This is a genomic window from Ureibacillus sp. FSL E2-3493, from assembly GCF_038077515.1.
GTDB classification, from domain to species: domain Bacteria; phylum Bacillota; class Bacilli; order Bacillales_A; family Planococcaceae; genus Ureibacillus; species Ureibacillus halotolerans.
Genome location: NZ_JBBOPK010000001.1, coordinates 3,740,195 through 3,753,907 on the forward strand (window position 1 = coordinate 3,740,195; position 13,713 = coordinate 3,753,907).

General features: G+C 36.3%; 12 protein-coding genes. 10 read left to right on the forward strand and 2 right to left on the reverse strand.

Translation table 11 applies throughout. The features are described from left to right. Positions 1–143: 143 nt before the first annotated feature. On the reverse strand, positions 144–2,120 hold the full coding sequence (locus MHH69_RS19150) for a methyl-accepting chemotaxis protein (RefSeq protein WP_341362932.1): 1,977 nt from the start codon (positions 2,118–2,120) through the stop codon (positions 144–146). 212 nt (positions 2,121–2,332) lie between these two features. On the opposite strand from MHH69_RS19150, the gene MHH69_RS19155 reads away from it, so the two are divergent. From MHH69_RS19155 to MHH69_RS19195, 9 genes are all read left to right on the forward strand, one after another. Next, on the forward strand, positions 2,333–3,100 hold the full coding sequence (locus tag MHH69_RS19155; RefSeq protein ID WP_341362933.1) for a type III pantothenate kinase: 768 nt from the start codon (positions 2,333–2,335) through the stop codon (positions 3,098–3,100). A gap of 18 nt (positions 3,101–3,118) precedes the next feature. Continuing rightward, on the forward strand, positions 3,119–4,000 hold the full coding sequence (hslO, locus tag MHH69_RS19160) for an Hsp33 family molecular chaperone HslO (protein WP_341362934.1): 882 nt from the start codon (positions 3,119–3,121) through the stop codon (positions 3,998–4,000). Beyond that, complete coding sequence (locus MHH69_RS19165) at positions 3,984–4,940, forward strand: peptidyl-prolyl cis-trans isomerase (protein ID WP_122972262.1); 957 nt, start codon at positions 3,984–3,986, stop codon at positions 4,938–4,940. The genes hslO and MHH69_RS19165 overlap by 17 nt, the downstream gene beginning before the upstream one ends. A gap of 121 nt (positions 4,941–5,061) precedes the next feature. Continuing rightward, positions 5,062–5,991 (forward strand): cysteine synthase A, encoded by a 930-nt coding sequence (gene cysK / locus MHH69_RS19170; protein ID WP_122972261.1) that lies wholly within the window; start codon positions 5,062–5,064, stop codon positions 5,989–5,991. 178 nt (positions 5,992–6,169) lie between these two features. Next, positions 6,170–7,033 carry a dihydropteroate synthase gene (gene folP, locus MHH69_RS19175; RefSeq protein ID WP_122972260.1) on the forward strand — a complete coding sequence of 288 codons (864 nt, stop codon included), beginning with the start codon at positions 6,170–6,172 and terminating at the stop codon, positions 7,031–7,033. Between the two features lie 20 nt (positions 7,034–7,053). After that, a complete protein-coding gene (gene folB, locus MHH69_RS19180; RefSeq protein WP_122972259.1) occupies positions 7,054–7,425 on the forward strand; it encodes a dihydroneopterin aldolase in 372 nt (123 codons plus the stop codon). Further along, a complete protein-coding gene (gene folK / locus MHH69_RS19185; RefSeq protein WP_341362935.1) occupies positions 7,418–7,948 on the forward strand; it encodes a 2-amino-4-hydroxy-6-hydroxymethyldihydropteridine diphosphokinase in 531 nt (176 codons plus the stop codon). The genes folB and folK overlap by 8 nt, the downstream gene beginning before the upstream one ends. Positions 7,949–8,039: 91 nt before the next feature. Then, positions 8,040–9,053 (forward strand): tRNA dihydrouridine synthase DusB, encoded by a 1,014-nt coding sequence (dusB, locus tag MHH69_RS19190; RefSeq protein ID WP_341362936.1) that lies wholly within the window; start codon positions 8,040–8,042, stop codon positions 9,051–9,053. 163 nt (positions 9,054–9,216) lie between these two features. Continuing rightward, positions 9,217–10,785 (forward strand): IS1182 family transposase, encoded by a 1,569-nt coding sequence (locus tag MHH69_RS19195; RefSeq protein WP_169187918.1) that lies wholly within the window; start codon positions 9,217–9,219, stop codon positions 10,783–10,785. A gap of 106 nt (positions 10,786–10,891) precedes the next feature. Here the strand turns inward: MHH69_RS19195 and MHH69_RS19200 are convergent, their stop codons facing one another. Further along, on the reverse strand, positions 10,892–11,371 hold the full coding sequence (locus tag MHH69_RS19200) for a DinB family protein (RefSeq protein WP_122972257.1): 480 nt from the start codon (positions 11,369–11,371) through the stop codon (positions 10,892–10,894). 394 nt (positions 11,372–11,765) lie between these two features. Between MHH69_RS19200 and lysS the strand changes: the two genes are divergently transcribed. After that, complete coding sequence (lysS, locus tag MHH69_RS19205; RefSeq protein ID WP_174232682.1) at positions 11,766–13,265, forward strand: lysine--tRNA ligase; 1,500 nt, start codon at positions 11,766–11,768, stop codon at positions 13,263–13,265. The last annotated feature ends 448 nt before the right edge of the window (positions 13,266–13,713 follow it).

Sequence of the window (13,713 nt, forward strand, 5' to 3'; positions counted from 1 at the left end):
CCGAAAGGAAAATGATGTATAACTGGATGGGTAGCTAGGTTGCTGCTCATTCAGTTTTTTATACATTGCTTTCTCGTCTAAAAAAATCATAAAAAGTACCATTCAGATTGAAAGCTGAATGGTACTTTTTCGTTTTGCAAATATTAAATTTTAAATCGATCTACTAATTGTTTTAACTCGATGGCCAGTGTATCCAACTCGGCTGTATTTTTCGATACTTCGTCAATGGAACGAGTAAACTCATTCGAAGTAGCAGCTGTTTCTTCAATTGCTGCTGCCGATTCTTCTGACATCGCGGCCATTTCTTCCGTTGCTTCACTCATTGATTTTGCCCGGGAAACATTTTCTGAAAGATAAACGATTATTTCTTCTACGTTATTTACCATATTGGAAACTGAATGGCTAATTTGCGTAAACGTTTCACTCGTTGCATGGATTTGTGTTGTGCCAAGACGTACTTCTGAATATCCGTCTTTTAATGATGTTTCAACCATTTCTGTTTCATTATGAATATTTGAAACGATTTGCGTAATGTCTGTTACGGATAAGGATACTTGTTCTGCTAATTTCTTTACTTCATCAGCGACAACGGCAAATCCTTTCCCATGTTCACCGGCTCTTGCGGCTTCAATCGCTGCATTTAACGCTAGAAGATTCGTTTGGTTTGCGATTTGTTCAATGATTAAAACTAACTTTTCGATTTCTTTTGTTTGACTTTCTAAATGCCCCATTTTTCCAACGGCATCTTGCATAATTTGATTAATATTATTCATCTGCGCGTTCGATAATTGCATTAATTTAGTACCTTCGTTTGTTAATTCAAGTACCTTTAAAGAATCTTTATGAACTTGCTCGCCCTTTTCATTTGTCTTTTCAATACTTTCTGTGAAGTTACTAATATTCGACGCTAGATCTGCAATGTTTTGGGCTTCACCTTCAGTTCCAGATGCCAATTCCTGCATAGTGGAAGAGATTTGTTCCGAACCAACTTGTATTGTAGTCGATAATTGTTTTAAAACATCGCTTTTTTGATTGACGCTTGTTGCTGCCTTTGCAACTTTTCCAATTGCTTCGTGCAGGTTTTCTTGCATCGTTTTCGTTGCATTAGTAAGTAGACCTATTTCCCCTTTTTGTGAGCTTTCTTTTATATTCAATTGTAAGTTACCTTGAGAAAGCTCATTCATGACATTGGCAACTTCTACAACAGGCTGTGAAATTCTTTTACTCATAAAGAATGAGATAACGAAAACAATAATGATGGTAATGGCGATTAAAACGACTGCGAATAAAAAGATATTTTGTTTTGATTCTTGAAGAATAGATATATCTTGCTCAATACCGATCGCTGCAATGATTTCATTTCCTGTAGGATCATAAATTGGCAAAATGGATTCTATTATTTCTTCATTTTGGTAGGAAGATAGTTCACCTTCTTTCACCGATGTTAGGAGATTACTTTTCATTTTAGTGTTAAGTTTTGACTCATCGGAAGATTGAACGATAAGTCCTTCCATATCGTATAAACTAATTGTAACCCCCTGTAACATTTCGCTTAAATCCTTAATAAATTGACCGTCCACACCTGTTTGTAAAGTGCCAATGACTTCGTTATTTGAAATAATAGGAGTAAAGGCGCGAACGGATAATCCGCTATTACCAAATTCAAATCCTGCTACGGATTCGCCCTTTAAAGCTTGTTGAATCGCTGCTAAATCACTTTTATCATCACCATACTTCTCTGGGTTATGGGCACGTAACATGACAGTTCCAGTAGGATCTCCAAATTCAAAAACAGATAATTGATGTTCTGCTGATAGACGGGAGTAGACATCTTTCACAGAACTTAATAATTGTTCCCGATCACCATTTTCGAAGGTTGTTATAATCTCATCATTTTGAGAATACATCTCCGTAATTTTTAATAAGTTTTCGGATATGTTTTTTAATTCTGTTTGTACAATATGTATCATTTTGTCTTGCTGGTTTTCTGTCACTTTGCTAAATCCATTATTCGTTGAAGCGAAGATTGTAGTTGTTGCGATAATTAAAGGGATCACCGAAAGTGTTAAGAAAACGACGATTAATTTACTTTTTAAGCTATGTAATTTTACCTTACCCATAGAAACTCCTTTAATATAGTATTTTCCTACATAGTATCACAAAATATTGAGTTGAATTGTTAATTTTATGTATCGAAATGACTATAGAATTGTTATAACAATATTCCTATGCTCGTGAATATTTATCGAATAGATTTAATTGCTATCACTGTTTAATTTAGCCAGTAATGTGATATGATTTTTTCAAATGGACTTGAATTGGGTGTGAAGAAATGATTCTAGTGCTAAATGTAGGAAACTCTAATATTGCATTAGGGATATATGTAAAGGATAAACTAACTTATCATTGGAGAATGGAGACGGATCGCCATAAAACCGAAGATGAGTATGCAATGCAAATAAAGTCCTTTTTCGCGCATGTCGGGATTGAATTTGAACAAATTGAAGGAGTTATTATTTCTTCTGTAGTTCCTCCAATCATGTATGTATTGGAGGAAATGTGCCGAAAGTATTTCCACATTAAACCTTATGTCGTTGGTCCTGGCGTGAAGACAGGGTTAAATATTAAGTATGACAATCCTAAAGAAGTAGGAGCGGACCGTATTGTCAATGCGGTAGCAGCTTTAAATGAATATGGAGGTCAGCCGTTAATTGTTATAGATTTCGGTACTGCCATTACGTATTGTTACATTAATGAAAAAGGTGACTATATGGGAGGGGCAATTGCTCCTGGTATTGCCATTTCTACTGAATCCCTTTTTACAAAGGCTTCGAAGCTACCGCGTATTGAAATATCGCGTCCTTCAAATATTATTGGAAAGAATACCATTTCCGCAATGCAATCAGGTGTTCTTTATGGGTTTGTTGGACAAGTAGAAGGAATTGTCGGTCGTATGAAAGAACAGTGTAAAGAGGAACCCCTTGTTATTGCAACGGGAAGTTTGGCGAAATTAATCTCAAACGAAACAAAGATAATCGATGTCGTAGACCCATTTTTAACGTTAAAAGGGTTGCATGTTATTTATAAAAGAAATCAATAAGAAATGAGGAATGACAACATGAGTGATTACTTAGTAAGGGCATTAGGTTTTAATGGGAAGGTACGAGCCTTTGCAGCTAGAACTACAGAAACAGTAGGGGAAGCTCAACGCCGACATAATACATGGCCAACGACGACGGCAGCACTTGGTCGATCCATGACAGCAGCAGTGATGATGGGGGCTATGTTAAAGGGTGAAGATAAGCTAACAGTAAAAATAGAAGGAAATGGTCCAATCGGTCCAATGATAATTGATTCTAATGCGAAGGGAGAAGTACGTGGTTTTGTCACGAACCCTCATGTTCATTTCGAATTAAATGACGTTGGTAAACTAGACGTTCGTCGTGGTGTAGGAACAGAAGGATCGCTTACCGTTGTAAAAGATTTAGGGTTACGGGACATGTTCTCCGGTCAAACACCAATTGTTTCCGGGGAAATTGCCGAAGATTTCACTTATTATTTTGCTGTTTCTGAGCAAGTACCCTCTTCAGTAGGATTAGGGGTTTTAGTGAACCCTGATAATACGGTACTAGCATCTGGTGGTTTTATTATTCAATTAATGCCTGGCTGTGATGAAGAAACAATTTCACAAATCGAACAGCATTTAAATAATATTGAACCGGTTTCTAAGATGATCGAAAAAGGATTAACTCCTGAAAAAATACTAGAGGTAGTACTTGGGGAAAACAATGTGCAAATATTAGATAAAACTCCTGTTCAATTTAAATGTCAATGTTCGAAAGAGCGATTTGGTGCGGCTATTATTAGTTTAGGTGTGCAAGAAATTCAAGAAATGATAGATGAAGACGGTGGTGCAGAAGCGCAATGTCATTTCTGCTTAGAAAAATACCACTACAATCAACAAGAGCTTGAAGGTTTTATCAATGAAATCAAACAATAATAATGTAAATAAGCCAACGAACCAAATACCTCTTTCTCAAAGACGTTTAAAAACAAAACCGGTATTAACTTTATTAGCTATACTATTTATTGGTAATATTTTTTGGTTTATTCTTTGGCTATGGCCAGATGGAAATAATGAAAATGGTGGCGACGAAGTAGTCGCTACCATTGATGGGGAAAAAATAACCCGTCAACAGTGGATGGCAGCTATGGAGAGTCGATACGGAAAAGAAACATTACAAACACTCGTTAATGGGGCTGTCATGGAGAAAGCTGCGAAGGAATATGATATTAAAGTTACCGATGAAGAAATAGATTTAGAAATTGCGTTGATGCGCTCTGCTCAGGATAAGACGGATACAGCGATACAAGAATTAACGGACAAAGAGTTACGACAAGAGGTCCGTGCTCAATTAATACTTGAGAAAGTACTGACAAAGGATGTTGTAATCGATGAGCAACAAATAGAAGAATATTATAAAGAGAATCAATCATTATATAACATCCCTACTACATACAGGACGAGCATTATCGTTGTAGAATCCGAAGAAGATGCTAAAAGTGTTCAAAAGGAATTGGAAGAGGGGTCAGATTTCTCCGTTCTTGCTCGAGAACGTTCCCTTGATACAACTTCAGCTAGTTTAGGTGGCGATATCGGATTCATTACGACAACACAAACGAATATAGATAAAAGTATCCAAGAAGCGGTGGAAAAATTAGACTCAGACGAAACAAGTGAACCTTTTGTCATGAATGATGGCCGCTATGGTATTGTGCATGTGAAGGAAGTAAATGATGGAAAATCCTTTGCTTATGAAGAAGTGAAAGGTCAAATTGAACGGGTGTTAGCCTTAGAACAATTACCGTCAACTATTACACCAGAGGCCTTTTGGAAAGAATTTGATGCAACTTGGTTTTATGGAGAAGCGTCATCTTAAAAGTGTAAAATATTCTCAATATTTAGTTCCAATCTATTGACATAAAGGATAGGAAGTTGGTAATATACTAAATAGGTAAAACCTATAAAAATAGTAGGTATTAAGGAGAGGGATGACAATTATGAGTAAATTGGCAAATTCAGTTGCTGAATTAGTCGGCCGCACACCAATCGTTAAATTAAACCATGCAACAAATGAAAATGAAGGTAATGTATACGTTAAATTAGAATTTTTTAATCCGGGAAGTTCAGTAAAAGATCGTATCGCCCTAGCAATGATCGAAGCTGCTGAAAAAGACGGCACTTTAAAACCAGGTGGTACAATTATTGAACCGACTTCTGGTAATACAGGTATTGGTTTAGCTATGGTCGCAGCTGCAAAAGGTTACCGTGCAATTTTAGTAATGCCAGAGACAATGAGTATTGAACGTCGTAAATTACTTCGTGCATATGGAGCTGAATTAGTATTAACACCTGGACCAGAAGGTATGAAAGGTGCTATTGCAAAAGCAGAAAGTTTAGCAAAAGAAAATGGTTACTTCTTACCACAACAATTTAACAATCCTGCTAATGCTGAAGTACACCGTTTAACTACAGGCCCAGAAATTGTAGAAGCATTTGACGGGTTAAAATTAGATGCGTTTGTAGCTGGTGTTGGTACTGGAGGTACAATTACTGGTGCTGGTGAAGTATTAAAAGAGAAGTATCCTGATATCGAAATTATCGCAGTTGAACCAAAGGATTCTCCAGTATTATCTGGCGGTAACCCTGGTTCCCACAAAATTCAAGGTATCGGTGCCGGCTTTGTACCAGAAGTATTAAATACAGAAGTTTACACTTCTATCTTCCCTGTAGATAACGAAACTGCTTTTGAAGTAGCTCGTAAAACAGGTCGTGAAGAAGGTATTCTAGTAGGTATTTCCTCAGGTGCTGCAATTTATGCTGCAATTGAAACAGCGAAACGCCTTGGTAAAGGTTCTAACGTTTTAGCGATCGTCCCATCCAACGGTGAACGTTACCTATCTACAGCTCTTTACAATTTTGAAGACTAATATTAATAATTAATTTTGGCATTACCTCTAAAGGGTGATGCCTTTTTATATTTCTTTAATATTTAGACGAATGAAGAAATATAAAGTAAAATGATATGATAAAAAGAGAAACAAACTTAGCTATTTTGAACGAGTAAATAAAGTGATTTACATAGATTGAAGTGAAAGAGGGGTTTAGATGCTTTCTAAATATCCAAAACCATTAGTATTTAATAATATAGAGCTTGACTATACAAAAGAAACCGTTGTAATGGGGATTTTAAATGTGACCCCCGACTCTTTTTCAGATGGAGGAAAGTATAACTCGATTGAAGCTGCCGTTCAACATGCAAAAGAAATGGTCACAAATGGCGCGAAGATTATTGATGTAGGTGGGGAATCGACTCGTCCTGGTTATACTCGAATATCCGATGAAGAGGAAATTGAGCGGGTTGTACCTATTATAAAAGCGTTATTGAAAGAAGTACCTGCTATTATTTCGATTGATACATATAAATCAGCTGTTGCCCGTGCAGCAATTGAGGCAGGAGCCCACATAATTAATGACATTTGGGGTGCGAAGGCAGATCCGGAAATGGCAAAAGTTGCTGCGGAGCTGCATGTTCCGATTATTTTAATGCATAACCGTAAAGAGGAACAGTATAACGATTATTTTGAAGACTATTTAAACGACTTAAAAGAAAGTATAGCCATTACAAAAAATGCAGGTGTTCCTGATGAACATATTATATTAGATCCAGGTATAGGATTCGTGAAAAACTTGCAGCAAAGTATTGAAACGATGCAACGTTTAGACGAGCTAGTTGAGTTGGGCTACCCTGTATTACTTGCAACTTCTCGAAAACGAATGATTGGTACAATATTGAATTTACCATTAGAGGAACGGGTAGAAGGAACCGCAGCAACATGTGCTTATGGAGTGATGAAAGGTTGTCATATAGTGCGTGTTCATGATGTTAAAGAAGTGGCCCGGACTGTAAAAATGATAGATGCCTTAATGGGGAAATTTACGATAAGTGAAGAACTACCTAAAAGACACTAACCGCTTTAAGGAGAATGAAGATGGATTATATACATTTAAGAGAAATGCAGTTTTTTGGATACCACGGTGTATTACCAGAAGAAACGAAGTTAGGTCAACGTTTTCGTGCATCTGTTTCGTTGGCAGTAGATATTCAACAAGCAGGTCTAACCGATGAATTGAATGATACCGTAAGTTACGTGGGTGTTTATGATATATGTAAAGAAATTATTGAAGGCACGCCATATAAGCTAATTGAAGCCGTTGCGGAAAAAATTGCAACGACGATTTTATCAATATATGAAGGACAAGTATTCGGCTGCAAGGTGGAAGTTATAAAACCAGATCCGCCTATCCCAGGTCACTATAAGGAAGTAGCAGTTGAAATTGTAAGAGGGCGTTTTTATGAATAACGTTTATTTATCTATTGGAACGAATATCGGAGATCGGGAACAAAATTTAAAGCAAGCTATAAAAATGCTACAAGGCAAAAAGAATATCGCGGTAAAAGCGATTTCTTCCATTTACGAAACGGCTCCCATAGGTTATATTGATCAGCCATCATTTTTAAATATTGCGGTATTGATTCAAACATCCCTTTCTGCTTATGAAACGCTAGAAGTATGCCAATCGATTGAAAATGAATTAGGAAGAGTACGAGAAATTCGATGGGGTCCACGAATCATTGACCTTGACATTTTGCTGTTTAATAACGAGAATATTGAAGTTGAGAATTTAATTGTTCCTCACCCTAGAATGTATGAACGAGCTTTCGTTTTAGTTCCTCTCCGTGAAATCCTTCAATATCCTTTGACTGACAAGCTTCAATTAGTAGAAGCGAGTGTTGAAAGTATGGATTTGCAAAAGGAAGGCATTCTTAAGTGGAAGCATATTAACAATGTGGAAGAATTTTTGATAGCGGAAGATTCTAGGTAGGAGTATTAAATCCTACTCAATTTAAAATGAAACGATGAAGATTTAAATCGTTCAATATAAAGGGTTTTTAATATAAGAGGAGGAGTCCCCATTGACTACACAAAATAAGCCGTTTCAAATCGGTAATATAGTTATGGATAACCGTGTTGTTTTAGCACCGATGGCAGGCGTTTGTAACTCTGCTTTTCGTTTAACAGTAAAAGAATTCGGTGCCGGCTTAGTATATGCAGAGATGATTAGCGATAAAGGTCTTGTACAACGCAATAAAAAAACATTAGATATGCTTTATATTGATGAACGTGAAAACCCACTTTCATTACAAATTTTCGGTGGAGATAAAGAAACGTTAGTAGAAGCAGCAAAATATGTAGATAAAAATACGAATGCAGATATAATTGATATCAACATGGGGTGCCCTGTAAACAAAATTATTAAATGTGAAGCAGGGGCGAAATGGCTATTAGATCCTAAAAAAATTTATGAAATGGTTTCAGCGGTAGTTGATGCAGTAGATAAACCTGTAAGTGTAAAAATGCGTATTGGTTGGGATGATGAGCATATTTTTGCTGTGGAAAACGCTCAAGCAGCTGAACGTGCCGGTGCATCTGCCATTGCGATGCATGGCCGTACACGTGTACAAATGTACGAGGGTCGTGCTAATTGGGATATTATTAAAGAGGTAAAGAAAAACATTCATATTCCATTCATTGGTAACGGGGATGTGGAAACACCTCAAGATGCAAAACGTATGTTAGATGAAACGGGTGTTGATGCAGTCATGATTGGCCGTGCTGCTTTAGGTAATCCGTGGATGATTTACCGAACTGTACAATACCTTGAAACAGGGGAATTAAAACCCGAACCATCTGTACGTGAAAAAATGGATGTTTGCTTACTTCATTTTGAACGTTTAATGCAACTAAAGGGTGAAGGTGTGGCAGTACGTGAAATGCGTAAACATGCATCCTGGTACTTAAAAGGTATTCGTGGAAACGGAAAAGTTCGAAATGCTATTAATCAAGTAGAAACAGCTCAGGAACTTCGGGCGTTACTTAATGGTGTAGTCGATGAATTAGAAGAGCGACAACAGGCGGAAGCTATTTAAAAGGAAAAGAGGCTGGGACAAAACCCACCTCTGAAATGAAAAGCCGGTGAAATTTTACGATAAGTAAAATTTCACCGGCTTTGATTATTTTAAATAAAAAATAAGGACCACTTCTGATAAAATTAAGTCACCACAACAAAATTATACAGAAAGAAGGATCCTTATGTTTAAAGATTATAACATGAATCAACTCGTTTTGCCTTTAGATTTAGAAGTAAAATTACAAAATAATGATATTGCTTTCCATATCCATCATCTAGTTGAAAGTATCCCTCATGAAGCGTTCGAACCATTTCTACGAAATGAGGGGTGTCCTGCCTATCATCCACGTATGATGCTTAAAATTATCTTATGTGCCTATACACAATCTATCTTCTCAGGACGGAAAATTGAAGCCCTATTAAAAGACAGTATCCGAATGATGTGGCTAGCCCAAGGATATGAACCAAGCTACCGTACAATCAACCGATTCCGTATTCAACCAGAAGTGAAAGATTTAATTCGTCAATGTTTCGTTCAATTCCGTTGCCAATTGATTGAAGAAAAGCTTATTGATCAAGAAGCGATTTTTATCGATGGTACAAAAATTGAAGCAAATGCGAATAAATTTACGTTTGTTTGGAAGAAAACCATTGAAAAATATCACCAAAATTTAATTGAAAAGTCAAACCAGCTATACAATGAGCTACTAGAGAGTGAAATCATACCTGAAATTCAACGTGAAAGCGATAAACAGTTATCATTGGAAGAACTCGCTCAATTAGTTCAAAAAGTGGACGATGTCGTAACTGAATATGATAAACAAATTGAAACATCATCAGATGTTCTAGAACGAAAAGCCTTAAGAAATAAACGTAAATACCCGAAACAATTACGCAAGCAGTTGATTGATTTTGTCCTACGTAAACAAAAATACGAAAGAGACTTTGAAATCTTTGGTACACGCAATAGCTATTCTAAGACAGATTCAGATGCGACGTTTATGCGAATGAAAGATGATTATATGCAAAACGGACAATTAAAAGCTGGATATAATGTACAAATCGCAACGGAAGGTCAATATACGCTTGCCTATAGTATATATACAAATCCAACAGATACACGTACGTTAATTCCATTTCTAGATGAGATTGAGCAGCATTATTTTGAGTTACCAAAACACATTGTTGCAGATGCAGGTTACGGTAGTGAACAAAACTTTCATGATATCCTTTCGAATAGAAAACGAGAAGCACTTATTACGTATAGTATGTATTTGAAAGAACAAAAGAAAAAGTATAAACAAAACATATTTAATCCCGATAACTGGACGTATGATGAAGAAACCGATACATATACATGTCCTAATCAAAAACGTCTTGAATTTCAATATTATTCTGTCCGTAATGACCACACAGGCTTCCAACGGAAGCTCAAAATTTACGAGTGTGAAGACTGTTCGGGATGCCCATTCCGTTCATCGTGTACCAAAGCTAAAGAAGGCAACAATCGAAAATTAATGGTAAATGAAAAATGGGAACAGCAAAAAGAATATGTAAGAGCAAAGCTTTCAGAAGAGAAAACAAGTGCCATTTATCGAAGACGCAAAATCGATGTGGAACCAGTTTTTGGATTCTTGAAGGCTAATTTGCGTTTCACTCGATTTTCTGTACGAGGAAAATCGAAGGTAGAAAACGAAATGGGCCTCGCATTAATGGCTGTGAATTTAAGAAAATTCACGGCCATTAACTAAAGAAAAAAAAGAATTTACACACAAAAATAGCGAAAGGTGAATTTGAGTTTCCTCAAATTCACCTTTCTCACTATTTGAAGCTAGTTATGTCCCAGCCTCTTTTTGTTTATTTTGCTAATTGTTCTTTTGTTGGACCCATGACGCCAGGAACAGGTAGTCCCGCTTGTCGAAGGAGTACTTGCATTTGTGCACGGTGATGGGTTTGATGATCGACCATCATACGAAGAATTGCTCCGATTGGCGTTAGTTGGCCGTGGCTATTTACTTCATTAAGAAGTGCTTCGTCAGATAATTGTTCTTTTGCAATTTGAATGATGTTTTCACTTACTGAACGATACGTATTCATGATTTCGCTCAATTTATCTGGAGTATTCTTTGGATTTAATTCCACATTAAGTGCTATACCGATTTGCCCCATAAAATATGCTGGTGCAGTAGTTAAGTGCCAGCTTAACCATTCGAGAGAACTATGACCTTCTACAATTGAGAAATGCTTTTTTTCTTCTGTAATAGATTCAAAAATAGCTAATGTACCTGAGCTATTGCGCTCCCATTCTTGAATAAAATCGTTTATATTACGATACATACTAAATCCCTCCTTTTATCAGAAATTTTAGCATGTCTAAGGATGAAATATGTAATAATCAATCTTGAAAAAACAAAACTCGTAACATTTTCAATCGAAAGAGGTGAATAGAACGAAGAAATTGTGTACAATAGGTACATTATGGATTAAATGATCGCTAACGGCGGAAAATGAATTATACATGGATATAATTGTTTTTAATTGAAGTAATACCGCTATATTCGGTTGTCTGTTGTCATTGTGAAAGCAAAACATATAAACTAATTTTGTTTTGTTACAGAATGATATCCGTCGAAGCTTTATCTTCAGTTTTATTAAAATGAACTGAGCAAGGAAATGTCCAAGTTACCATGCCGTAATAGCTGGTGTTATACTGAATAAAGGAAAATAAGGAGTGATAAACGTGTCAAACATTGAAGATTTAAACGACCAACTTTTGGTGAGACGCCAAAAGATGACGAATATTCGTGAAAATGGAATGGATCCATTCGGTAGTCGATTTGAACGTACGCATTTATCTTCAGAGATTCGTGAACAATTTGGAGAACTTACGAAAGAGCAATTAGAAGAGTCGCCACAAGAAGTGACAATTGCTGGTCGTATTATGACAAAACGCGGAAAAGGAAAAGCTGGTTTTGCTCATATTCAAGATTTAGGTGGTCAAATTCAAATCTATGTACGTAAAGATCGTGTCGGTGATGAAGCGTATGAATTATTTAATACTGCCGATTTAGGAGATATTGTCGGTGTTCGTGGTAATTTATTCGTAACGAATGTTGGAGAACTTTCTGTTAAGGCAGAAGAATTTACGTTCCTAACTAAATCTCTTCGTCCAATGCCAGAAAAATTCCATGGTCTACAAGACGTTGAACAACGTTATCGTCAACGTTATTTAGACTTAATGACGAATGCAGATAGTAAACAAACATTTATTACTCGTTCAAAAATCATTCGTGCTATTCGTAATTACTTAGATAACCATGGTTATTTAGAAGTTGAAACACCGATGTTACATTCTATTGCAGGTGGGGCAGCAGCTCGTCCATTTATTACGCACCATAACGCATTAGATATGGAACTTTATATGCGTATCGCAATTGAACTTCACTTAAAACGTTTAATTGTTGGTGGTCTTGAAAAAGTTTATGAAATTGGACGTGTATTCCGTAATGAAGGTATTTCAACTCGACACAATCCAGAGTTTACGATGATTGAGTTGTACGAAGCGTATGCGGATTATCGAGACATTATGGCATTAACTGAAAACTTAATTTCACATGTTGCACAAGAAGTTCTCGGTACAACAACTGTTCAATATGGCGAAGATCAAATTAATCTTGCGCCAGGTTGGAAACGAGTACACATGGTTGATGCAGTAAAAGAGGCAACAGGTGTAGACTTCTGGCAGCCAATGACGAAAGAGGAAGCACAAAGCTTAGCGAAAGAGCATGGCGTTGAAATTAAAGAAGCTCATGAAGTGGGTCATATTATTAATGAATTCTTTGAACAAAAAGTAGAAGAAACTTTAGTACAGCCAACATTTGTATTTGGTCACCCGGTTGAAATCTCACCACTTGCAAAGAAAAATCCGGAAGACCCACGTTTTACAGATCGTTTCGAATTATTCATTGTACGTCGTGAGCATGCAAATGCATTTACAGAATTAAATGATCCGATTGACCAACGTGAGCGTTTTGAAGCACAGCTTGCTGAAAAAGCAGCTGGTAACGATGAAGCTCATGAAATGGATAATGATTTCATTGAAGCATTAGAATACGGTATGCCGCCAACAGGTGGGTTAGGTATCGGTATTGACCGTTTAATTATGCTATTAACAAATGCACAATCGATTCGTGATGTATTATTATTCCCAACTATGCGTCACCGTGATTAATAATTCGTTTTAGCAAAGGAGCGAGGGAGTGATTATCCCTCGCTTTTTATTATGACGATATAATTCAATCGTATGGTTTAAGAGAGTAAAAAGCGGATATAATAAGTTATATTCAACTTTTTTCGTTTTTCTATTAATATTTTAAAAAAACACTTGCATTCAAAAAGAAATGATGTTAAATTACTATACGTCGCTAAAAGCGGTGAACAAAATGATAATGCTTTCTAATTTGTTATTGACAACTAGAGTTGAAAGTGATAGTATTTAAAAGTTGCTATTTCGTATCGGCAAAAAACTTTTTTAAAAATATGTTGACTAATATAATGTTGGTTGATATAATATAAAAGTTGTCATTGAAACGGCGACGAAACGTGAACCTTGAAAACTGAACAACAAAACGTTAATGAAATACAGTTTCAACTTAACAGTTGAAACAAAATTTTGGACA

What these genes read in the sequence shown, in the direction of transcription:
- MHH69_RS19150 (WP_341362932.1), bottom strand. Translation starts at nt 2,120, where the DNA reads ATGGGTAAGGTAAAATTACATAGCTTAAAAAGTAAATTAATCGTCGTT.
- MHH69_RS19155 (WP_341362933.1), top strand. Translation starts at nt 2,333, where the DNA reads ATGATTCTAGTGCTAAATGTAGGAAACTCTAATATTGCATTAGGGATA.
- hslO (WP_341362934.1), top strand. Translation starts at nt 3,119, where the DNA reads ATGAGTGATTACTTAGTAAGGGCATTAGGTTTTAATGGGAAGGTACGA.
- MHH69_RS19165 (WP_122972262.1), top strand. Translation starts at nt 3,984, where the DNA reads ATGAAATCAAACAATAATAATGTAAATAAGCCAACGAACCAAATACCT.
- cysK (WP_122972261.1), top strand. Translation starts at nt 5,062, where the DNA reads ATGAGTAAATTGGCAAATTCAGTTGCTGAATTAGTCGGCCGCACACCA.
- folP (WP_122972260.1), top strand. Translation starts at nt 6,170, where the DNA reads ATGCTTTCTAAATATCCAAAACCATTAGTATTTAATAATATAGAGCTT.
- folB (WP_122972259.1), top strand. Translation starts at nt 7,054, where the DNA reads ATGGATTATATACATTTAAGAGAAATGCAGTTTTTTGGATACCACGGT.
- folK (WP_341362935.1), top strand. Translation starts at nt 7,418, where the DNA reads ATGAATAACGTTTATTTATCTATTGGAACGAATATCGGAGATCGGGAA.
- MHH69_RS19195 (WP_169187918.1), top strand. Translation starts at nt 9,217, where the DNA reads ATGTTTAAAGATTATAACATGAATCAACTCGTTTTGCCTTTAGATTTA.
- MHH69_RS19200 (WP_122972257.1), bottom strand. Translation starts at nt 11,371, where the DNA reads ATGTATCGTAATATAAACGATTTTATTCAAGAATGGGAGCGCAATAGC.